Source organism: Rathayibacter sp. AY1F6 (assembly GCF_002932035.1).
Taxonomy (GTDB): Bacteria; Actinomycetota; Actinomycetes; order Actinomycetales; family Microbacteriaceae; genus Rathayibacter.
Genome location: NZ_PSVD01000005.1, coordinates 166208 through 187677, shown reverse-complemented (window position 1 = coordinate 187677; position 21470 = coordinate 166208). Strand labels below are relative to the sequence as shown.

Sequence of the window (21470 nt, the reverse complement as noted above, 5' to 3'; positions counted from 1 at the left end):
TCCCGGCGGGGACGGGCGGGAGTGTCGGACCCGGTGGCTACCGTGGTCGTGTGACCGCTCCCGCGACCCCCGCTCCCTCCACCGCAGCCTCCGTCGGCGAGGCTCTCCCGGGCGAGCCCGCGGTCGTGCTGGACGACTCCCAGCGCGCGGTGCTCGCGCTGCCCGAGGGCCGCAGCGCCGCCGTGCTCGGGGCGCCGGGGACGGGCAAGACCGCGACGGTCGTCGAGCTGGTCGCCGAGCGCGTCCTCGGGCGGGGGTACCCGCCCGAGTCGGTCGTGGTGCTCGCGGCCAGCCGCACCGCCGCCACCGCCCTGCGCGACGTGCTCGCCCTGCGGCTGGGAGTGCCGACCCGGGGCCCGCTCGCCCGGACCGCGACCTCGCTCGCGTTCGAGGCGGTCACCTCCTCCGCCAAGGAGCGCGGCCTCGAGCGGCCGACCCTCCTGACCGGCGGCGAGCAGGACGCACTCCTGTCGGAGCTCGTCGAGGGCCACCTCGAGGAGGGGACCGGCCCGCGGTGGCCGGAGGAGTTCAGCCCCGAGGTGCTGCGGCTGCGGAGCTTCCGGACCGAGCTCCGCGAGTTCGGGATGCGGGCGACCGAGCACGGGCTCGACTCGGACGCGATCCGCGCCCTCGGGGTCGACGCCGAGCGAGGGGAGTGGAGCGCGGCGGCCGACGTGCTCGACGAGCTGCGCGAGGTGGTCGAGTGGATGGCGCCCCAGGCGGGCACCCGTCTGGACGCGGCGGAGTTCGCGGCCTACGCGGCCGAGGCGATCCGCGCCGGCGAGGGCGGCGAGCGGATCGACGCGCTGCGCCTCGTCGTCGTCGACGACCTCCAGGAGGCGAGCGAGTCGACGCTCGTGCTGCTGCGCGCGCTGACGGAGCGCGGGGTGACCGTGATCGCGCTGGGCGACCCGGACGTGGCGACCAGCGCCTACCGCGGCGCGGCCTCCGACACGCTCGGCCGGTTCGCCACGAGCATCGGCGCGTCCGACGTCGAGACGCTGGTGCTCGCGCGCGTGCACCGCCACTCGGCCGCGCTGCGGGCGGTCGTGTCGGCGGCCACCGAGCGGATCGGCACCGCGGCGGCCGGCCGGCAGCGGGCGGCGGTCGCGGCTCCGGCCCCCGAGGCGGGCCCGGCACCCGTCCTGGTGCTGCACGCCCCGACGGCGGCGCGCGAGGCGGCGACGGTGGCGCGGCTGCTGCGCGAGCGGCGGCTGCGCGACGGAGTGGCGTGGCGGCGGATGGCGGTCGTCGTCCGCTCCGGAGCCGCGGTCCAGCCGCTGGTGAAGGCGCTCGCGGTGGCGGAGGTGCCGACCCGCTCCGTGCTCGCCGGACGGGCGCTGCGCGACGATCACGCGGCCCGGGCGCTGCTCGTGCTGGTCGGCGTCGCGATCGGCGAGCGGCCCCTCGAAGCGGAGCTCGCGGCGGAGCTGCTGCTCGGCCCGTTCGGCGGGGTCGACCGGCTGGGGCTGCGCAGGCTCCGGCTCGCGCTCCGGGCGGAGGAGCTGGCCGGCGGCGGCATCCGCGCGAGCGACCCGCTGCTGGTCGAGGCCCTCGCCGCGCCCGGCCGATTCGCGACCATCGACTCCGCTCCCGCCCGGCAGGCCGAGCGGCTGGCCGTGACGATCGACCGGGTCCGCCGCCTGCACGAGGAGGGGGGCTCGATCGAGGAGCTCCTGTGGTCGGCGTGGGAGTCCAGCCGCGTCGCGTCCTCCTGGCGCGAGCTCGCCCTCGGCACCGGCCTGACCGCCGCCGAGGCCAACCGCAACCTCGACGGCGTGGTCGCCCTCTTCAGCGCCGCGCGCCGGTTCGTGGAGCGGGCGACCGGGCACTCCGCGGTCGGCTTCGTCACCGAGATCCTCGAGGCGGAGGTCCCCGAGGACACGCTCGCTCCGCGCTCCGTCGAGGACGCGGTCCTCATCGGCACGCCCTCCTCCGTCGTCGGCCTCGAGTTCGACGTCGTGGTGGTGGCGCGACTGCAGGACGGCGTCTGGCCCAACCTCCGCCAGCGCGGCTCGCTGCTCGATCCGGACGGCCTGCTGCGGCACGCCCGCGGCGAGGGCGGACTGCCGCTCGACGCCCGCAAGGCCACTCTCGACGACGAGCTCCGGATGTTCGCCCTGGCCGCCTCGCGCGCCCGGCGGCAGCTGGTGCTCAGCGCCGTCGCGGGCGAGGACGAGACGCCCTCCCTCTTCTTCCGGCTCACCCCGCCGGACGCGCCGCGGCTCGATCCGGCCTCCGCGGTGCCGCTCACGCTGCGCGGGGCGGTGGCGGCGCTGCGCCGGACCGCCACCACACCGGACTCGACCGAGGCTCCCGCCGCCATCCGAGGGCTCAGCGCCCTGGCGCTCGCGGAGGTCCCCGGCGCCGACCCCTCCTCCTGGTCCGGGGTGCTCGAGCCCTCGACCACGGAGCCGCTCTTCGACGTCGGCGACCCCGAGCGTCCCGTCTCCGTCTCGCCGAGCCGCCTCGAGGCCTTCGAGCGGTCCCCTCTGGACTGGTTCGTCGACGCCGTCTCCGGCTCCACGACGAGCACGGCGATGGGGGTCGGCACCCTCGTGCACTGGGTCCTCGAGAACGCCGAGCGGCCCGATCCGCAGGAGCTGTGGGCGGCTCTCGAGTCGCGGTGGCCCGAGCTGGTCTTCGAGTCGCCCTGGCTGGGGGAGCGGCAGAAGCGCGTCACACGGCGGCTGATCGACGGCCTCGCGGGCTACCTCGCCGACTTCGAGCGCGGGGGAGGCGTGGTGCTCGGCCGCGAGCAGCAGTTCGAGCTCGACGTCCCGCCCGCCCGGGTGCGGGGCTCGATCGACCGCGTCGAGCGCGCGCCCGACGGCTCCGTCACGATCGTCGATCTCAAGACGGGCCGCAGCACCCCCCGCAAGGACGACATCGCCGAGCACGCGCAGCTGGGCAGCTATCAGCTCGCCGTCGCCGAAGGGGCGATCGAGGCGGCCGACCCGGCCGACGGGGGAGGCGCGAAGCTGCTCTTCGTGGCGACGGGCGTGCGCGGGAAGCCGTACCGCGAGGTGGTCCAGGAGCGCTTCGGCGAGGAGGAGCTGGAGCGGCTGCGCGATCGCGTCCGCGCCGCGGCCCTGGGCATGGCGGCGGCGGGCTTCTCGGGCCTGCTCGACGCGACCCCGTTCTCCCCCGGCGACGCCCTGCGGTACCGCATCCACGCGGTGCCCGAGGTCCCGGGGGACGGACTCCTGGCGATCGACGAGGTCGACGAGACAGAGGACCTGGAGGACTCCGAGGAGCCGGGTCCCGATGCGCCGGCCGATCCTTCCGGCCCCGCCGACCCCGACCCCTCCGCCGTCTCCGAGGAGGAGCTGCCGTGATCGACGCCCTGACCATCGCCGAGCGCCTCGACCTGCGCCCGCCCACCGCCGAGCAGCGCGCCGTCATCGAGGCGCCGCTCGAGCCTGCCCTGGTGGTCGCCGGTGCAGGCAGCGGCAAGACCGAGACGATGGCGAACCGCGTCCTCTGGCTCCTCGCGAACGGCCACGCGGCGCCGTCGGAGGTGCTCGGCCTCACCTTCACCCGCAAGGCGGCGGCCGAGCTCGGCGAGCGCATCGGGCGGAGGATCGACCAGCTCGGCGCGGCGGGCCTGCTCCCGCTCGCGCCCGGGCAGTCGGCGCCCGACCCGTTCGAGGCCGCCACCGTCTCGACCTACAACGCCTTCGCGAACACGATCTTCCGCGACAACGCGGCCCTGATCGGCCGCGAGGGGGACGCGACCGTGCTCTCCGAGGCCTCCGCCTGGCATCTCGCGCGGGGAGTCGTGGCCGACACGGCCGATCCGCGCATCCTCGAGGTGGAGGCGGGCATCGACCGGCTGACCGACCTCGTCGTCTCGCTCGCGCACGACCTCGCCGACAACCTCGCCGATCCGGCCGCGGTCGCCGCGTTCGCCGAGGACTTCCTCCGCCTGGGCGAGCTGCCGCGCGGAGGCAGCGGCTCGGGGCTCTACCGCGAGCTCGAGAAGGCGCTGCAGGCCGTGGGCGCGCTGCCGGTGCTGACGGCGCTCGCCGAGCGGTTCCAGGAGGCGAAGGCCGAGCGCGGCTTCGTCGAGTTCTCGGACCAGGTGGCCCTCGCGCTACGGATCGTCGACCGGGTGCCGCGGATCGTGGACGAGCACCGCGCGAGGTACCGGGTGGTGCTCCTCGACGAGTACCAGGACACCTCCGTGCTGCAGACCCGCCTCCTCTCGCGGCTCTTCGCCGGGCAGGGAGTGATGGCCGTGGGCGACCCGCACCAGTCGATCTACGGCTGGCGCGGTGCGAGCGCCGAGGGGCTCGGCCGCTTCGGCACCGATTTCGGGGGAGCGGGCCGCTTCTCCCTCAGCACGAGCTGGCGCAACGGCCGCCGCGTGCTGACCGCCGCGAACGCGATCGTGGAGCCGCTGTCGGCGGGGAGCGCGGTCGCGGTCGACACGCTGAGCGCGGGTCCGCAGGCCTCCGAGCACCCGGTCGAGCTCACCTTCCCCGAGACGATCGAGGAGGAGGCGGACGACGTCGCCGCCTGGTTCGCCGGGCGCCTGCGCCAGAGCGCCGAGCCGCCGTCGGCCGCGGTGCTCTTCCGGGTGCGCGCGCACATGGACCGCTTCGCCGCCGCGCTGGCGAAGCACGGCGTCCGGTACCACATCCTCGGCATCGGGGGCCTGTTGCGGCAGCCCGAGATCGCCGACCTCGTCGCCGCGCTCACCGTGGTCGAGGACCCGGCCGCCGGCAGCGAGCTCGTCCGCCTCCTGGCCGGCGCCCGCTGGCGTCTGGGCGTCCGCGATCTCAAGGCGCTGCGCGACCTCGCCTCGTGGCTCGCGGCGCGCGACCACGCGCACAGGCTGTTTCCGGAGGAGGTGCGCGAGCGGATGCGCGCCTCCGTCACCGAGGGAGAGGGCGGCTCGATCGTCGAGGCCCTCGACTTCATCGCGGCGCGCCGCCCCGGCGACGACGGGCGCATCGACCACTCCGCGCTCGGCGGGTTCAGCGCCGAGGGCCTGCGGCGCCTGCACGAGGCGGGCACCCTGTTCGCCCGGCTGCGCGCCCGGGCCGGGCTCGACCTCCTCGACTTCGTCACCCTGGTCGAGCAGGAGCTGGGCCTGGACATCGAGGTCGAGGCGAACGAGTCGCGCGGGGACGGCCGCGCCAACCTCGAGGCCTTCCGCGAGGCGGTGGCCGGGTACCTGCAGACGGACGACCGCGGCGCCGGCACCGGCTCCTCCCTCCGCGGATTCCTCCGCTGGCTCGTCCTCGCGGACAAGCGCGACGGCCTGGCCCCGCGACCGGAGGACCCGGAGCCGGGGACGGTGCAGCTGCTGACGATCCACGGCTCCAAGGGTCTGGAGTGGGACCTCGTCGCCGTCCCGCGGATGGTCGACGGCGAGCTCCCCGGCACGCCGGTCGAGGGCTTCCGCGGGTGGGTCAGACTGGGCGCGATGCCCTACGCGTTCCGCGGCGACGCCGCCGAGCTCCCCGATCTCGCCTGGCGCGGCTGCAGCACGCAGAAGGAGGTCGTCGACGCGATCGGAGCGTTCGGCGACACCCTCCGCGAGCGCAACGAGGCGGAGGAGCGGCGTCTCGCCTACGTGGCCGTCACGCGGGCGCGTCACCACCTCCTGCTCAGCGGCTCGTGGTGGGCCGGCCAGGCCAAGCCGCGCGGACCGGGCGTCTTCCTCCGCGACCTCGAGGAGGCCGGCACGATCCCGCCGCTGCCGACCGAGCCCGCGAACGAGGAGAACCCGCTCGAGCGGGCCCCGCGCACGTTCCGCTGGCCCCACGATCCGCTCGGCTCCCGCGGCGACCGGGTCCGCGCCGCCGCCGCCCGGGTCCGCAGCGCCGAGCCCGCTCTGCTCGGGGCGCGCGGCGACGACATCCGCCTGCTGCTCGCCGAGCGGGCGGTGCGGCTGGCCGGGGGCGAGCGCACGCCGCTGCCCACCCGCATCCCCGCCTCCCGGTTCAAGGACATCGTCAGCACGCCGGACGAGGTCGCGGCGCAGCTGCGCCGGCCGATGCCGGAGCGCCCCTATCGGCAGACCCGGCTCGGCACGACGTTCCACTCCTGGGTCGAGAACCGCTTCGGCGTCCAGGGCGGGGCGGAGGCGGTCGACACCTTCCCCGACGAGCTCGACGACGCCGGCCCCGCGTCCGTCGAGCAGGAGCGGCTCGACGCCCTGATCGCCACGTTCGAGCGCTCGGAGTGGGCCGACCGGCGCCCGGAGGCGGTCGAGATCGAGATCCACCTCCAGCTCGCCGGCCACGTCGTCGTCTGCAAGCTCGACGCGGTGTACCCGACGGAGGACGGCGTGCAGATCGTCGACTGGAAGACCGGGCGAGCGCCGAAGGACGCCGCCGACCTCGAGCTCAAGCAGTTCCAGCTCGCGCTGTACCGGCTCGCCTACTCGCGCTGGCGGGGGGTGCCGCTCGAGAGCGTCGACGCCGTGTTCTATTTCGTCGCCGACGACCTCGTGCTGCGGCCCGAGCGGTTCTACTCCGAGCGCGAGCTCGCGGAGTCGCTCTCCTCGGCGACGGGAGCGAGCCCGCGGCCGTGAGCGGAGGAGCCCGTGCGGGCTCCCGGCGTGCGGTTGAGCAGCTCCTCGACCTCCGAGACCGCCAGCACCGGGCCGGTGTCGGTCGAGAGGGGCGCGGAGAGGTCGCCGAGCACGCTGTCGACCAGCGTGTCGAGCATGGCGACCGCGTCGTCCACGATGGCGGAGTCGTCGGTCTCGGTGCCGTGCAGCAGCCAGCGGGCGAGTTCGAGTTCGGCGTAGAGCTGGGCGCGCTGGCGGATCGTGCGGTCCACTGCTCCCGCGCGCATCCGGGAGTAGGCGGAGAGCGCCGTCTCGGAGCCCGGGGCGCTCAGCAGCCAGTGCAGGTCGCGCGCCGGGTCGCCGACCCGCAGCGCCGCCCAGCCGAGCACGGCCGCGACGACGTCGCCCGAGCGGAGGAAGGAGTCGGCGGTCATCGAGCCGTTCACCACGGTCGAGTCGAACTGCCAGAGCGCCTCGTCGGAGGAGGCCGACTCCCAGCGCGCGACGAGCGCCGCCGGGACGTGGCCGGTGTCGGCCGCGCGCTCGATCACCGCGACCGTCTCGTTCACGCTGTCGCGCGCGGTCGCGATCGGCAGGCCCGCCTCCTGGACGAAGGACACCGGGAGCGAATGGATCGCCCCGACGGCCCGGCCGATCGAGTCCGCGAGCCCGCTCTGCGCGGCCACGTCGTCGATGAGGACGCGATCTCCCTCGAGGTACTCGTAGACGACCGCGCGGGTGCCGTCGAACGGCGTCTGCCCGACGCTCTCCTGCAGATCGAAGGGCAGGCGGCTGCGGATGCCGGCGGTCAGCGCCCGGAGCGCGACGAGGTCGCCGAGCTGCTCCTGCTCCGCGAGCGCGGACGTGGGCACGCGCACGACGAGGCGGGCGCCCTCGCGCGTCGTCAGCAGGGCGGAGTCGAAGTCGCCGTGCGTCGAGGAGGTGAAGGGGCGCGCGGAGCGGACGTCGAGGCCCTCGACGGCCGAGGTGGCCAGCGCGGCTAGAGTGAGATGGGATCTGGCCATGGTTTCCAGGGTAGGCGGCTCGTGCCCGGCCGGCCCGCCACCACGCGCTGTCCTGCCGATGCCGTCGAAGGCCCGCGACAGCGGTCCTCGCGGCCCCCGTCACGAAATGAGCCCCGGATGTCACTGCCCTTCGCCGATCGCCTCCCGCTCTCGCGACAGGCGGCCGACCGCGACGGCGTCGGACGCTCGCGGCCCGCGCTCTTCGACGAGCTGCTCGCCGATCCCGCCACCCGCGTGCTCGTCCTGCACCACGACCGGACTCTGGTCGAGGCCGACCGCCTCCTCCTGCGCCGCCCCGAGGACGTGACCGCCGGAACCCTCCGGATCTACCTCGGCCGCACGCTCGCCGAGGCCCCCGGCGAGCCGGTCGGAACCCCCGTCATCGCGACCGTCCTCACCGACGCGGCCGCCGCCGAGCTCGAGCCCGACGAGGAGCGGTGGAGCGGCCTGCGCCCGATCGCCGAGCGCCTGAGCGACCGCGACGCGGGCCTGTTCACCGAGGCTCTCGCCATCGCGAACTGGCACGCCTCGCACGGCTACTCGCCCCGCAACGGCGACCCGACCGTCGTCGAGCAGGGCGGCTGGGTCCGCCGCTCGCCCACCGACGGCAGCCAGGTCTTCCCGCGCACGGATCCGGCGATCATCGTCTGCGTCCTCGACGCGGACGACCGCCTCCTCCTCGGCTCGAACGCGATGTGGGGCACCGGCCGCTTCTCCCTGCTCGCCGGCTTCGTCGAGCCGGGCGAGTCGCTCGAGGCCGCCGTGATCCGCGAGATCGGCGAGGAGTCGGGCATGCGCGTCGTCGACCCGCAGTACCTCGGCTCGCAGCCCTGGCCCTTCCCCGCCTCCCTCATGGTCGGCTTCACCGCCCGCCTCGCCGAGGACCAGTCCCCGGAGGATCTGCTCCCGGACGGCGAGGAGATCGTCGAGCTGCGCTGGTTCACCCGGCAGCAGCTGCACGACTCGCTCGAGTCCGTGCTGCTGCCCGGCCGCTCGTCCATCGCCCGCGCGATGATCGAGGACTGGTACGGAGGCGAGCTGGAGAACGGCCCGATCGCGTGACCCTGCTCGACGGACTCGACGAGGGGCAGCGCGAGGCTGCGGAGGCGCTGCTGGGGCCGGTCTGCGTCCTCGCGGGAGCGGGCACCGGCAAGACCCGGACGATCACGCACCGCATCGCGCACGGAGTGGCGACCGGCGTCTACACGCCCGGTCGCGTCATGGCACTGACCTTCACCAGCCGCGCCGCGGCCGAGCTGCGCTCGCGCCTGCGGGTGCTCGGCGCCGGGGGCGTCCAGGCCCGCACGTTCCACGCAGCGGCTCTCTCGCAGCTCGGCTACTTCTGGCCGCAGCTGGTGGGGGGCACGATGCCGCAGCTGCTCGACGGCAAGGCCCGCCTGCTCGGGCACGCGGCCGAGCGGCTCCGCCTGAAGCTCGACACGGCGACGCTCCGCGACCTCTCGGCCGAGATCGAGTGGCGGAAGGTGTCCGCCCTCTCGCTCGAGCAGTACGCCGTCGCCGCCCGCACGCGCCCCCTGCCCGGACGGCTCACCCTGGAGCAGACGGTCGCGCTCGTGGACGAGTACGAGGGGCTGAAGGACCAGCGCCGCCAGATCGACTTCGAGGACGTCCTGCTCGTGACCGCCGGGATGCTCGAGTCCGAGCCCGCGATGGCGATGCAGGTGCGCGAGCAGTACCGCTTCTTCGTCGTCGACGAGTACCAGGACGTCTCGCCGCTGCAGCAGCGGCTCCTGGAGCTCTGGCTCGGCGACCGGAGCGACCTCTGCGTCGTCGGCGACGCCAGCCAGACCATCTACTCCTTCGCGGGTGCGCGGGCCGACTACCTCCTCGACTTCCCGTCCCGCTGGCCGGCCGCCACCGTGGTGCGCCTGGAGGAGAACTACCGCTCGGCCGTGCCGATCGTGCAGACCGCGAACCGCCTCATGCGGGGCAGGCCCGGCGCCCTCTCGCTCCACGCCGTCGCCGCCGCCGAGGCGCCGGAGCCCGCGATCGACGCCTACCCGGACGACATCGCGGAGGCGCGCGGGATCGCGGCGCGGGTCGCGGCCGACATCGAGGCGGGGGTGCGCCCCTCCGACATCGCGGTCCTCTTCCGCACCAACAGCCAGTCGGCGGTCATCGAGCACGCCCTGCACGAGCGTGGAGTGAGCGCGCACATGCGCGGCGGCAAGCGCTTCTTCGACCTGCCCGAGGTGAAGCAGGCCGTGATGCAGCTGCGCGCGGCGTCCGTGTCGATCAGCGGCGAGCCGCTGTTCAAGTCGGTGAGCGACGTCCTCCGCTCGCTCGGCTGGAGCGCCGAGCCCCCGTCGGCGCCCGGTGCGGTGCGCGACCGGTGGGAGTCGCTGGACACGCTGGCCCGCCTCGTCGACGAGGCCCCTGCCGGATGGACCTTCCGCCAGTTCACCGACGACCTGATCGCACGCCAGCAGGTGCACCACGAGCCGGACCGCGGCGCGGTCACCCTCGCCACGCTGCACTCGGCGAAGGGCCTCGAGTGGGAGTCGGTGCACCTGATGGGGCTCGCCGAGGGCCTGCTGCCGATCTCGTACGCCGCCGGCCTCGAGGCGATCGACGAGGAGCGGCGCCTCCTCTACGTCGGCATCACCCGGGCCCGCCGGCGCCTGCGCCTCTCGTGGGCGCGCTCGACGGTCGGCCGCGTCACGCGGAGGGAGCCGTCGCGCTTCCTCGAAGAGCTCGGCACGCGCACTCGGGGTGCGGCTCCCGCTCCCGCACGGTGAACGCTCCGGAGGCGTCGCTGTAGACCCGCTCGGCCCCGCGGAGCCCTCGCCAGCCCGCGAGCAGCCGCCGCAGCGCGGCGTCGGCGGCCGCCACGGCGATCGCGGCGCTCGCGAGCGGCGTGCGGGTGGGGGCCGTGCGGCCGAGCACCTGGATCACGAGGCGCGCACGATCCGGGTCGAGATCCATCCGGTCCCGCTCGGCGCAGTGCAGGCACGGTCCGGCTCCCGGCTCCACCAGGGGTCCGAGGCGCACCGATTCGTCGCCGAACACCACCGCCAGGTGCGGCACGTCGGCCGCGAGCCAGTGCGCGGCGCGGGCGGGGGCGACCGCGAAGTCGGCGATCAGCACGGCGAGGTCCGGCGTTCCGACGTCGGCGAGCAGCGAGCAGCCCTCGCTCCGGAGCAGCGTGCGCAGTGCGTCCGGTGCCGCGCCCGTCCCCTCGACGACGACCCGCGGTGCCGGGGCAGGGCCTGGCTCGACGCTGCGCAGCAGGACCGGCCGGAGCGCCTCGAGCACCTCGTCGACCCGCGCCTCGCTCGCTCCGGCGCGCGCCGCGATCAGGCGGACGGTGCCGGCGCTGGTGCCCACGCGGAGGGCGTCGAGCAGCAGCTCCTCCGGGTAGCCGACGCCGTCCAGGACCGCGTGCGGCCGGTCGAGGCCGAGCTGCACCGCGGTCGCGGAGCGCCAGAGCAGGGGGAGTCGGGGATCGAGCCGGAGCACCATCCGGCGATCATGGCCGAGACCGGCCCGGCGCCGCGCGAGTTGTCCACAGGCGGGCGCCGGACGGGGGGTCAGACGGGGCGGTCGCCCGTGGGGGAGGAGCCGCGGTCGTCGTCGTCCGGCGAGCCGGCGTCGTCGGTCGTGTCCGGAGCGTCTCCGGAGGCGCCGTCGCCCTCGCGCGGCATCGTGCCGTTCAGCAGGTCCTCCAGCGCGCGGTCCATCTCGTCGGGCTCCGGGGTCTCGCCGCGGGCCTCGGCCGTGAGCCGGGCGACGAGCGCGCTCGGGTCGTCCAGGTCCTCCGAGCCGGGGAGCAGGTCGGGGTGCGACCAGAGGGAGTCGCGGGCCTCGGGCCCGACGGCGTCGGTCACGGCCTGCCACATCGCGGCGGCCTCGCGGAGGCGGCGCGGGCGCAGCTCCAGGCCGACGAGGGTCGCGAAGGCGGATTCGGCCGGGCCGCCGGAGGCGCGGCGGCGGCGGACCGTCTCGGCGATCGCCCCGGCGCTGGGCAGGCGGGTGGTCGCCGCCGCGGTGACGACGTCGACCCACCCCTCGATGAGGGCGAGGACGGTCTCGAGGCGGCCGTGCGCGGCGAGCTGCTCCTCCGTCTTCGGCGGGATGAGCGCGCCGGAGGTCATCGCGTCGCGGAGCTCCTCGGGGTTCGACGGGTCGAAGCCCTCGGCCAGCTCCTCGAGGCGGGTGGTGTCGATGCTGATCCCGCGCGCGAAGTCGGTGATCTGCGAGATGAGAGCGAGACGGAGCCACTTGCCGTGCCGGAAGAGGCGGGCGTGCGCGAGCTCGCGGACCGCCAGGTACAGCTGCACCTGGTCCAGCGGGATGTCGAGGCCCTCGCCGAACGCGGCGACGTTCTGCGGCAGGATCGCCGCGTCGTTCTCCTCCAGCAGCGGGATGCCGATGTCGCCGCCCGAGACGACCTCGGCGGCGAGCTGCCCGACGACCTGGCCCAGCTGCAGGGCGAACAGGGTGCCGCCGATCCCGCGCATCATGCCCTCGGCACCGGCGATCATCGCCTGCATCTCCTCCGGGGCCTGCTCGCGGAGCACGCGGGTCAGCGCGTCCGAGATGCTCAGCGCCACCGGCTCGGCGAGCTGGGTCCAGACCGGCATCGTCAGGGAGATCCACTCGAGGCGGCTGATCGAGCGCGGCGTGCGGCTCAGCTCGGAGACGTACGCGACCTCGTCGAGCCAGAGCGCGGCGACGCCGAAGGCCGCGTCGATCGGAGCCCGCACGGAGTCGGACACCGGCGCGGACTCGGCGCGCGCGAGCTGCTTCGCCTGCTCGAGCGAGAGCGTCCAGTTGACGCCGCCGTCGCCGTTCTGCTGCATCGCGCTCTGCAGCTGCGAGAGCAGGTTCTGCAGGGCCACCGGGTCGTTCGGCAGTCCCGCCGCTCCGGCGAGCTGCGAGGGGTCGACCGGGCCGTTCCCCGAGAGGAACTGCCGCAGCATCTCCCGGAACTCGTCCTCGGAGCCGCCGCCCGCTCGGTCCGCACTGTCGCCATCGGCCATCGGGATCAGCCCTCCGTCGCTCACGTGAATCCGGTCGCCGCACCGCCTCCGCGGCCCTGCACAGGGCGCCGGTTCCGGCGCGACTCCCAGTCGTGCAAGCTACGTTAGCCCGAGCGCCCGGGGCCTCGGCGTGCAGAGCACCGCTCGGGCCCAGCCCGCTTCCGCCCGCCGCGAACATCCCGGCGGAGCCGCTCCACCCGTTGCCAGAAAGGCCCCCGTGTCGCTGTTCTCCGACGACCCGCGCCCCTCCTCCTCCTCCTCGCGCCGCCCGTGGGTCGGACCGGTCGTCCTCCTCTCGGGTGTCGCCGTCGTGGTCGGTCTGGGCGTCGCGCCCGCCCCCTACGTGATCGAGCAGCCCGGCCCAGTGTTCGACACCCTGGGCAGCAGCAAGGACGTGCCCCTCATCTCGATCCCGGACCGCACCACCTACCCCACGGCCGGCACGCTCGACATGCTCACCGTGTCGGTCGTCGGCAACCCGCAGAGCCTGCCCACCTGGGTCGAGGTCGCGAGCGCCTGGTTCGACAGGACCAAGGCGGTCGTCCCGGTCGACGCGATCTTCCCTCCCTCCTCCACGGTCGAGGAGCGCGACGAGGCGAACCAGGCCGAGATGACCGACTCCCAGCAGGAGGCGATCGCCGCCGCGCTCACCGAGCTCGGCTACCCCGTCGAGCAGCGCGTCTCGGTCGTGCAGGTGCCCGAGGGCTCCCCGGCCGAGGGCGTCCTGGAGGCGGGGGACGAGATCCTCGCGGTCGCGGGCACCCCTGTCGCCGACGCGACCGCCCTGCGCGCGACCCTGCAGACCCTCGGCACCGGCTCCCCGGTGCAGGTCAGCATCGAGCGCGAGGGCGTCCGGCAGGAGGTGGAGGTCACGCCGTGCGACTCGAACGGCGCCGCCGTCATCGGCGTCCTCCCCGGAGCGGCCTTCGACTTCCCGTTCGAGGTCGACATCCAGCTGGACGACGTGGGCGGGCCGAGCGCGGGCATGATGTTCGCCCTCGGGATCATCGACAAGCTCACCGAGGGCGAGCTCAACGGCGGGCGGAGCGTCGCCGGGACCGGCACGATCGACGCGGCCGGCGAGGTCGGCGCCATCGGCGGGATCCGCCAGAAGCTCTACGGGGCGGAGGGCGCCGGAGCCGAGTACTTCCTCGCCCCCGCGACCAACTGCAACGAGGTCGTCGGCCACGTCCCCGACGGGCTCGACGTGCTCGCGGTCTCGACCCTCGACGACGCCCTCGCCGCACTGAAGGGCATCGCCGCGGGCGACACCTCCGGGCTGCCGGACTGCAGCACCGCCGCTCCCCTCGACTGATCCCGCCCGCCGACCCCGGGTCGACGCCCAGGTGAGCCGGACAGCCGTCGCATAGCATGGGTGGCCTCCCCTCACATCTCGACAGCAAGAGGCCCTCACGTGAGTTCCACAGCAACCGAAACCCCGCCGCGGAAGAGACGGAGCGTCCTCGCCGTCACTGTCGTGGTGGTGGCCGTCCTGGTGGTGGCGTTCTTCGTCTTCGCCGGTCTGTACACCGACATCCTCTGGTACGACCAGCTCGGCTTCCTCTCCGTGCTCACGACGCAGTGGGCGGCGGCGGGCGGTCTCTTCGTCATCGGCTTCGTCGCCATGGCGGTGCCGGTGTTCATCAGCCTGATGCTGGCTTACCGCCTCCGGCCGGTCTACGCGAAGCTCAACTCGCAGATCGACCGCTACCAGCAGGTCGTGGAGCCGCTGCGGCGCCTGGCCACCTTCGGGATCCCCGCGGTGCTCGGCCTCTTCGCCGGCGTCTCCTCCGCCACCCGCTGGCAGACGAGCCTCACCTTCTGGAACCGCACGCCCTCGGGCACCACGGATCCGCAGTTCGGCCTCGACACGTCGTTCTACCTCTTCGAGCTGCCCTTCTACCAGAGCATCGTCGGCTTCGCGTCGGCGGTCCTGCTGATCTCGGCGTTCGCGACCCTCGCCACCGGCTACCTCTACGGAGCGATCCGGGTGAACGGCCGCGAGATCCGCATCTCGAAGGCCTCGCGCATCCAGCTGGCGGTCATCGCCGCCCTCTACCTCGCCGTGCAGGCGGTCAGCCTCTGGCTCGACCAGTACGCGACGCTCGCGCAGCAGGGGCCCCGCATCACCGGCGCCACCTACTCCACCGTCAACGCGACGATCCCGGGCCTGCAGATCCTGGCCGGCATCGCGGCGCTGGTCGCGATCCTCTTCGTCGTCACCGCCTTCATCGGCCGCTGGCGCTTCCCGGTCATCGGCACCGCGCTGCTGATCGTGTCGAGCCTGCTCGTCGGCTCCCTCTACCCGTGGATCGTGCAGAAGTTCCAGGTCGAGCCCAACGAGCGCACGCTCGAGCAGCCCTTCATCCAGAACAACATCGACATGACGCGCCAGGCCTACGGCGTCAGCGACGTCGACGTCATCCCCTACGACGCGACCACCGACGCGGAGCCGGGCGCCCTGCGCTCGGACGCCGAGACCACCGCGAACATCCGCATCCTCGACCCCGCCGTCGTCACCGACGCGTTCTCGCAGCTGCAGCAGTTCCGCCAGTACTACAAGTTCGGCGACACGCAGAACGCGCTCGACGTCGACCGCTACTCCATCGACGGATCGACGCAGGACGCCGTGGTCGGCGTCCGCGAGCTGAACCTCAACGGCCTCGGCACCAACCAGACCTGGTACAACCAGACGCTGGTCTACACACACGGCTACGGCCTGGTCGCCGCGTACGGCAACCAGCGCTCGGCCGACGGAGAGCCGGTGTTCATCGAGTCCGGTGTCCCGACGACGGGCGACCTCGGCGACTACGAGCCGCGGATCTACTTCGGCGAGAACTCCCCGCCGTACTCGATCGTGGGCGGCAACGACTCGCGCGACATCGAGCTCGACTACCCCTCGGGCACCGACGGCGCGCAGCAGACCTACACGACCTTCGACGGCGAGGGCGGCCCCGCTCTCGACAACGTCTTCAAGAAGCTCGTCTACGCGATCAAGTTCCAGTCCGAGCAGATCTTCCTCTCGGACGGCGTGAACGACGACTCGCAGATCCTCTACGACCGCGATCCCGTGCAGCGCGTCCAGAAGGTCGCGCCGTACCTCAAGCTCGACTCCGACGCCTACCCGACCGTCGTCGACGGCCGCGTGAAGTGGGTCGTCGACGGGTACACCACCTCGGCCGACTACCCGTACTCGGAGGTGCAGAGCCTCTCGCAGGCGATCGCCGACACGAACACGCAGCAGCAGTTCCCGACCGACGACGTCAACTACATCCGCAACTCGGTGAAGGCGACCGTCGACGCGTACGACGGCAGCGTCACGCTCTACGCGTGGGACACCGAGGACCCGATCCTGCAGACCTGGCAGAAGATCTTCCCGACCACGGTGAAGCCCGTGAGCGACATGTCGGGCGAGCTGCTCAGCCACGTCCGGTACCCGGAGGACCTCTTCAAGGTCCAGCGCGCGGTCCTCGGCACCTACCACGTCACCGACGCGGGCTCCTTCTACTCCCGCGAGGACGCCTGGGCGACGCCGAACGACCCGACGAGCGGAGCCGCGACCACGGCCGCCGCGACCGGCACCAGCCTGCAGCCTCCGTACTACCTGACGCTGCAGACGCCGGATCAGGACGTGCCGTCGTACTCGCTCTACTCGACGTACATCCCGGCGAGCGTCCAGGGCGCGCAGGCCAGCCGCAACGTGCTGACCGGCTACCTCGTGGCCGACTCCGACGCCGGCTCGACGGCGGGCTCCGTGGCCGACGGCTACGGCACGCTCCGCCTGCTCGAGCTGCCGAAGGACGACACGGTGCCCGGCCCCGGCCAGGTGCAGAACGCGTTCACCACCGACCCGACGGTCGCGAACGAGCTGAACATCCTCTCCCGCGGCGACACCACCGTCACGAGGGGCAACCTGCTCACGCTGCCGGTCGGCGGCGGCCTGCTCTACGTCCAGCCGATCTACGTGCGCTCCAACGGAGACACGAGCTTCCCGCTCCTGCAGAAGGTGCTGGTCGCGTTCGGTGACGACATCGCCTTCGAGGACACCCTCGACGCGGCCCTCGACAGCCTCTTCGGCGGCGACTCGGGAGCCGACGCGGGCGACACCGGCACGCCGACGACTCCGGACGCCGGCACCGGCACCTCGGGCGGCGACACCGGAGGCGACGCGGGCGGCACGACCGGCGGCACCGGCTCCACGCCGGCCTCGGGCGACCAGACGGCGCTGCAGCAGGCGCTGAACGACGCGCGGGACGCACTCACGGCTCGCGAGAACGCCCTCAAGGCGGGCGACCTCACCGCCTTCGCGGCGGCGGACGAGCAGCTGACCGAGGCGCTCTCGCGGGCGCTGCAGGCCGAGGGCGGCCAGTAGCCCGCATGGTGCAGGTCGACCGCGGCGAGCACCTCCGCTCGGGGGAGTGGCTCGAGCTGAACCGCACGTACTGGGAGGAGCGCACCGGCGAGGGTGCGCTCCACCCGGAGCTCGTCACCGCGGCGCTCCTCGACCCCGGGCCGAGGATCCTCCAGCTCGGCTCGGGCGACGGGCTCGACGCGCTCGAGCTCGCCGAGCGCGGCGCCCGCGTGGTGGGCGTCGACTTCTCGATGCCCGCGGTGCGCCGAGCACGCGCCGCCGCCGCGGACAGGGACCTCGCCGGCTCCGCCCGCTTCGTCAGCGCGAACCTCTACGAGCTGCGGCACATGCTGCCGGAGCCCGACTCGTTCGACGTCGTGCTCTGCAGCGCCGGCGTCGTCTCGTGGCTCCCCGACCTGGAGGAGTGGGCGCGGCTGGTGGAGTGGTTCGTCGCCCCCGGCGGAGCGGTGCTCGTCGCCCCGTCGTCGTCCGCTCCCGTCGGCGCCGACGTCCGCACCTGGTCGCGCACCTCGTCCGAGCTCGCAGCCGCCCTGACGGCGGTCGGGCTGAGCGTGGACGGGAGCGCCGTGCTGCGCGCCGCCAAGCCCGCCTGAGACCGGAGCCCGCTCCCACCGCCGCGTCGATTTGCATCGGCGCCGGAACGCGTGTAATGTTTCTTCTTGTGCCGCGGGGTGGAGCAGTTCGGTAGCTCGCTGGGCTCATAACCCAGAGGTCGTAGGTTCAAATCCTGCCCCCGCAACAAGAAAGCGAAAGCCGGTCCTGAGAAGGGCCGGCTTTCGTCGTTAACACGGGTCGCGGACGTGCTGCCCGCGGCTGACAGTGGGCGGGCGGAGACCTCAGTCGCCCTCGATCACGCTCAGCACGTTGCCCGCCGGATCGCGGAACCAGCAGATCGTCGGCCCGTGGCCGCGCATCACTCCGTCCGCATCGGTCGGCAGCGACGGGTCGTCGTAGATCGCCGTGGTGACGCCTGCCGCGTGCAGCTCGGCGACCGCCACGTCGACGTCCTCCACCGAGAAGTTCAGGATCGTGAACGACGCCGGCTCGTGGTCCGGCTTCGGGTACGCGATCGCGCGGCCTCCGCCCGGCAGCCGGATGTCGAGGATCCCCATCGCGTTCAGCTCGACCTCGAGCCCGAGCACTCCGCCGTAGAAGGCCCGCGCCGCCTCCACGTCGTCCACGCTGAAGCCGCTGAAGGCCCTCTCGCTCCGGATCATCGCCGTCCTCCGTCCCGCGGCCGCACCGTCGCGCCCGCTCCGCTCCGGACGCTACTCCGGTCGCCCGTCCGCGTCACCGTCGGATCCGCCTGCGGCGCCGCCGACCGCGAGCCGGTCTCGCGCGACCCGCATCCGCGGACCGGCCTCCCGACGCTCCGCGCCGACGCGTGTGCCGGACCGGCCCGCACGTTAGGCTCGACCCCGATGCGAGGGGTGCTGCTGTGAGGGACGAACGCGGGGACGACGGCTCGAACGAGGGGCTCGGCGACCGCCCGACCCGGCGGAGCCCGCGGCAGGCGCCGCACGCGCTGCCCGCGGCACGCGTCGCCACTCCGGTCCTCACGCCCGTCCGCCCCGTGCGCCGCCGCCGGGGCCGTGTCTTCCGCGCGACCGTCAGCACGGTCGCCCTCGCCGCCATCGCGGGCCTCGTGGCGGTCTCCGCGCTCCCCGCCTACTCCTTCGACCCGGCACCCGATTCGCAGGCCGCCGTCGAGGCCGCCGCCCGCGTGCAGGCGCTCGGCAACCAGAAGCTCACCGTCGCGCCGACCGCGGTCCAGGAGCAGGTCATCCGCGACTCCTTCACCGCACCGACCCAGGCCCAGCTCGACGAGGCGGCCGCCCAGGCGCGCGCGCTCGCCGCCGCCGAGCAGGCCGCCCGCGACGCCGAGACCGCCCGCCTCGCCCAGGAGGCGCAGGCCGCGGCAGGCACGACCGGCGCGGACGGCGCCGCCGCAGGCAGCGGCGGCACCAGCACCTCGGTCACGCCCCGCGAGGAGGGCGACGACTACCCCTGGCGCGACCAGCTCACCGACGACCAGGGCGGCGGCCTCTCGCCGCTGCGGTACTACTACCGCGAGTGCGTCGACTTCGTCGCGTGGCGGATCAACCGCGACCAGGGCTCGACGAGCGCACCCTTCAAGTGGACCTGGGGCAACATGACCCCGGGCGGGGGCAGCGCCTACGCGTGGGCCGGCCAGTGGGCCTCCCACGGCTGGGTGACCAGCAGCACGCCCGTCCCCGGCGCGGTCGCCTGGTTCACCGGCAACCACGTCGCGTACGTGCAGGCCGTCAACTCCGACGGCACCGTCTCGCTCGAGGAGTACAACTGGGGCAACGACCACGCGTACCACAAGCGCACCATCCCGGCCTCCCAGGTCGCCCTCTTCCTCTACCCGCCGAGCTGATGACCGGCGCCGTCGGCATGGCCGTGGCGCAGTTCGCCCCCTCGACGGACCGGGAGGCGAACATCGCGACGATCGGGCGCCTGGCCCGGATCGCCGCCGAGCGCGGCGCGAGCCTGGTGGTGCTGCCGGAGTACAGCTCCGCCTTCACCGATCCGCTCGGGCCCGATCTGGTCGCGGCGGGCGAGGCGCTCGGCGGCCCGTTCGTCACGGCTCTCGCGGCCCTCGCGCGCGAGCTCCGGATCCACCTCGTGGCGGGCATGGTCGAGGCGGTGGACGGGCGCCGCATCGCGAACACGCTCGTCGCGCTCGACCCCGAGGGCGCGCTCGTGGCCCGCTACCGCAAGCTGCACCTGTACGACGCCTTCGGCCAGACCGAGTCGGAGTGGGTCGCCGCGGGGGAGATCGCCGCACCCGAGACGTTCGAGGTCGGCGGCCTCGTCGTCGGGCTGCAGACCTGCTACGACCTGCGCTTCCCGGAGGTCAGCCGCTGGCTGGTCGACGCCGGGGTCGACGTCATCGCGGCACCGGCCGAGTGGGTGCGCGGCCCGCTCAAGGAGGCGCACTGGCGGACGCTGGTCACCGCCCGCGCGCTCGAGAACACGGTGTACCTCGTCGCAGCCGACCAGACCCCGCCGATCGGGGTCGGCACGAGCATGATCGTCGATCCGATGGGCGTCGAGACCGTCACCCTCGGCGAGGTCGAGGATGTCGCCGTCGCCTGGGTCTCGCGCGAGCGGATCGACGCGGCGCGCGCGAAGAACCCCGCTCTGGCGCTGCGGCGCTTCCGGGTGCTGCCGCTCTGACCGCCGCCCCCAGCCCGACGGCGCCGGGCATCCGACCGAATCCGCTGAGGCCGGCTCCTCAGCGCGCCATGCGGGCGAGGCCCGCGACCGCGGTCTCCAGCACCTCGAACCGCTTGCAGAAGGCGAAGCGGACGAGCGAGCGGTAGGGAGCGGCGTCCTCGGGGCGGCAGAACGCCGACACGGGCACCGCCACCACTCCCGCGAGATCCGGGAGCGCTCGGCAGAGCTCGACCCCGTCGTCGTAGCCGAGCGGTGCCGCGTCCGCGACGACGAAGTAGCCGCCCGAGGAGGGCGCGACGCCGAAGCCCGCAGCAGCCAGGCCCGTCGACAGCAGGTCCTTTTTGGCGGCAAGAGTCTGCGCCGCGCCGGTGAAGAAGGCGTCCGGGAGCCCGAGCCCGAGGGCGACGGCCCCCTGGAACGGCGAGCCGCTGACGTAGGTGAGGAACTGCTTCACGGCGAGGACGGCCGTGATCAGCTCGCGCGGGCCCGTCACCCAGCCGATCTTCCAGCCCGTGGTGCTGAAGGTCTTGCCCGCCGAGGAGACGGACAGCGTCCGCTCGAAGGCTCCGGGAAGGGAGGCCAGCGGGACGTGCGGGGTGTCGAAGCGAAGGTGCTCGTAGACCTCGTCCGTCAGGATCACGGCGTCGTGCCGCTCGGCGAGCCGCACGATCAGCTCGCGGGTCTCGGCCGGGAGGACGGCACCGGTCGGGTTGTGCGGGTCGTTCACCAGGATGACGCGCGTGCGGTCGCTCACCGCGGCGGTCAGCTCGTCGTGGTCGACCGCGAAGGAGGGGCCGCGCAGGAGCACGGTGCGATGCACCCCTCCGGCGAGGGCGATCAGGGCTCCGTAGGCGTCGTAGTGGGGAGTGAAGGTGACGACCTCGTCGCCCGGCTCGAGCAGGGCCAGCAGAGCCGCGGCCAGGGCCTCGGTGGCGCCCGTGGTGACGAGGACCTCGCCGTCGGGGTCGAGGGAGATCCCGGAGAAGCGCAGCCGGTGCGCGGCGATCGCCTCGCGCAGGACGGGGAAGCCGGGACCCGGCGGGTACTGGTTGAGCCCGGACGCGATGGCGTCGCGCGCGGCGTCGAGGATCTCGCGCGGGCCGTCCTCGTCCGGGAAGCCCTGGCCGAGGTTCACCGCTCCGGTGCGCAGGGCGAGCGCGCTCATCTCGCTGAAGACGGTGGCGGCGACCTCGCCACCGGGGCCGAGGAGGCCGGCGCCCGCCGCGGCGCGCGACCAGGATCCGGGAATGCTCACGTGCCCAGTGTGCCCGCTCGAGCAGTCCGGCCGGTTTCATTTCCCGCTCGCAGGCCCGTCATAAGAAACCCCCAGGTACGATCGC

General features: G+C 73.9%; 14 protein-coding genes and 1 tRNA gene. 10 read left to right on the top strand and 5 right to left on the bottom strand.

Annotated elements, in window-relative coordinates:
• Positions 1 to 50: 50 nt before the first annotated feature.
• Positions 51 to 3338: a UrvD/REP family ATP-dependent DNA helicase gene (locus C5C44_RS07105; protein ID WP_104335592.1), complete on the top strand. Its 3288-nt coding sequence runs from the start codon at positions 51 to 53 to the stop codon at positions 3336 to 3338.
• Positions 3335 to 6547, top strand: a complete 3213-nt coding sequence (locus C5C44_RS07100; protein WP_104335591.1) for an ATP-dependent DNA helicase — start codon at positions 3335 to 3337, stop codon at positions 6545 to 6547. Before C5C44_RS07105 ends, C5C44_RS07100 begins: the two co-directional genes overlap by 4 nt.
• Here the strand turns inward: C5C44_RS07100 and C5C44_RS07095 are convergent.
• Positions 6484 to 7551 carry a phosphotransferase gene (locus C5C44_RS07095; RefSeq protein ID WP_104335590.1) on the bottom strand — a complete coding sequence of 356 codons (1068 nt, stop codon included), beginning with the start codon at positions 7549 to 7551 and terminating at the stop codon, positions 6484 to 6486. The two genes, C5C44_RS07100 and C5C44_RS07095, sit on opposite strands and share 64 nt — an antisense overlap.
• Positions 7552 to 7668: 117 nt before the next feature.
• On the opposite strand from C5C44_RS07095, the gene nudC reads away from it, so the two are divergent.
• Together nudC and C5C44_RS07085 are read left to right on the top strand one after the other, a co-directional pair.
• Positions 7669 to 8613: an NAD(+) diphosphatase gene (gene nudC, locus C5C44_RS07090; protein ID WP_104233180.1), complete on the top strand. Its 945-nt coding sequence runs from the start codon at positions 7669 to 7671 to the stop codon at positions 8611 to 8613.
• Positions 8610 to 10310: an ATP-dependent helicase gene (locus C5C44_RS07085; RefSeq protein WP_104224836.1), complete on the top strand. Its 1701-nt coding sequence runs from the start codon at positions 8610 to 8612 to the stop codon at positions 10308 to 10310. The genes nudC and C5C44_RS07085 overlap by 4 nt, the downstream gene beginning before the upstream one ends.
• On the opposite strand, the gene C5C44_RS07080 is transcribed toward C5C44_RS07085, so the two are convergent.
• Both C5C44_RS07080 and C5C44_RS07075 read right to left on the bottom strand, forming a co-directional pair.
• Positions 10231 to 11034 (bottom strand): hypothetical protein, encoded by an 804-nt coding sequence (locus C5C44_RS07080; protein ID WP_104335589.1) that lies wholly within the window; start codon positions 11032 to 11034, stop codon positions 10231 to 10233. The genes C5C44_RS07085 and C5C44_RS07080 overlap by 80 nt on opposite strands.
• Before the next feature lie 68 nt (positions 11035 to 11102).
• Positions 11103 to 12554: a zinc-dependent metalloprotease gene (locus tag C5C44_RS07075; protein ID WP_104238192.1), complete on the bottom strand. Its 1452-nt coding sequence runs from the start codon at positions 12552 to 12554 to the stop codon at positions 11103 to 11105.
• Between the two features lie 217 nt (positions 12555 to 12771).
• Here C5C44_RS07075 and C5C44_RS07070 point away from each other — a divergent pair, with 217 nt between their 5' ends.
• The 4 genes from C5C44_RS07070 to C5C44_RS07055 all read left to right on the top strand — a co-directional run bounded on the left by C5C44_RS07070 (position 12772) and on the right by C5C44_RS07055 (position 17665).
• Positions 12772 to 13869 carry a PDZ domain-containing protein gene (locus C5C44_RS07070; RefSeq protein ID WP_104335588.1) on the top strand — a complete coding sequence of 366 codons (1098 nt, stop codon included), beginning with the start codon at positions 12772 to 12774 and terminating at the stop codon, positions 13867 to 13869.
• Between the two features lie 99 nt (positions 13870 to 13968).
• On the top strand, positions 13969 to 16926 hold the full coding sequence (locus C5C44_RS07065) for a UPF0182 family protein (RefSeq protein WP_181132755.1): 2958 nt from the start codon (positions 13969 to 13971) through the stop codon (positions 16924 to 16926).
• 5 nt (positions 16927 to 16931) lie between these two features.
• Positions 16932 to 17519 carry a bifunctional 2-polyprenyl-6-hydroxyphenol methylase/3-demethylubiquinol 3-O-methyltransferase UbiG gene (locus C5C44_RS07060; RefSeq protein ID WP_104335587.1) on the top strand — a complete coding sequence of 196 codons (588 nt, stop codon included), beginning with the start codon at positions 16932 to 16934 and terminating at the stop codon, positions 17517 to 17519.
• A gap of 72 nt (positions 17520 to 17591) precedes the next feature.
• A tRNA-Met gene (locus C5C44_RS07055) sits at positions 17592 to 17665 on the top strand.
• 97 nt (positions 17666 to 17762) lie between these two features.
• Here the strand turns inward: C5C44_RS07055 and C5C44_RS07050 are convergent.
• Positions 17763 to 18143, bottom strand: coding sequence for a VOC family protein (locus tag C5C44_RS07050; protein ID WP_104308148.1), 381 nt, complete (start codon positions 18141 to 18143; stop codon positions 17763 to 17765).
• Between the two features lie 221 nt (positions 18144 to 18364).
• On the opposite strand from C5C44_RS07050, the gene C5C44_RS07045 reads away from it, so the two are divergent.
• Together C5C44_RS07045 and C5C44_RS07040 are read left to right on the top strand one after the other, a co-directional pair.
• The gene (locus C5C44_RS07045; RefSeq protein ID WP_104262670.1) at positions 18365 to 19327 is read left to right on the top strand and encodes a CHAP domain-containing protein; all 963 of its coding nucleotides are present in this window, start codon (positions 18365 to 18367) and stop codon (positions 19325 to 19327) included.
• Positions 19327 to 20130 carry a carbon-nitrogen hydrolase family protein gene (locus C5C44_RS07040; protein ID WP_104335585.1) on the top strand — a complete coding sequence of 268 codons (804 nt, stop codon included), beginning with the start codon at positions 19327 to 19329 and terminating at the stop codon, positions 20128 to 20130. Before C5C44_RS07045 ends, C5C44_RS07040 begins: the two co-directional genes overlap by 1 nt.
• Positions 20131 to 20188: 58 nt before the next feature.
• On the opposite strand, the gene C5C44_RS07035 is transcribed toward C5C44_RS07040, so the two are convergent.
• Complete coding sequence (locus tag C5C44_RS07035) at positions 20189 to 21385, bottom strand: aminotransferase class I/II-fold pyridoxal phosphate-dependent enzyme (RefSeq protein WP_104335584.1); 1197 nt, start codon at positions 21383 to 21385, stop codon at positions 20189 to 20191.
• Positions 21386 to 21470: the final 85 nt, after the last annotated feature.

Excerpts from the sequence above, each read along its gene's own strand:
- C5C44_RS07075 (WP_104238192.1), bottom strand. The coding sequence starts at position 12,554 with ATGGCCGATGGCGACAGTGCGGACCGAGCGGGCGGCGGCTCCGAGGAC.
- C5C44_RS07080 (WP_104335589.1), bottom strand. The coding sequence starts at position 11,034 with ATGGTGCTCCGGCTCGATCCCCGACTCCCCCTGCTCTGGCGCTCCGCG.
- C5C44_RS07060 (WP_104335587.1), top strand. The coding sequence starts at position 16,932 with ATGGTGCAGGTCGACCGCGGCGAGCACCTCCGCTCGGGGGAGTGGCTC.
- nudC (WP_104233180.1), top strand. The coding sequence starts at position 7,669 with ATGTCACTGCCCTTCGCCGATCGCCTCCCGCTCTCGCGACAGGCGGCC.
- C5C44_RS07095 (WP_104335590.1), bottom strand. The coding sequence starts at position 7,551 with ATGGCCAGATCCCATCTCACTCTAGCCGCGCTGGCCACCTCGGCCGTC.
- C5C44_RS07050 (WP_104308148.1), bottom strand. The coding sequence starts at position 18,143 with ATGATCCGGAGCGAGAGGGCCTTCAGCGGCTTCAGCGTGGACGACGTG.
- C5C44_RS07040 (WP_104335585.1), top strand. The coding sequence starts at position 19,327 with ATGACCGGCGCCGTCGGCATGGCCGTGGCGCAGTTCGCCCCCTCGACG.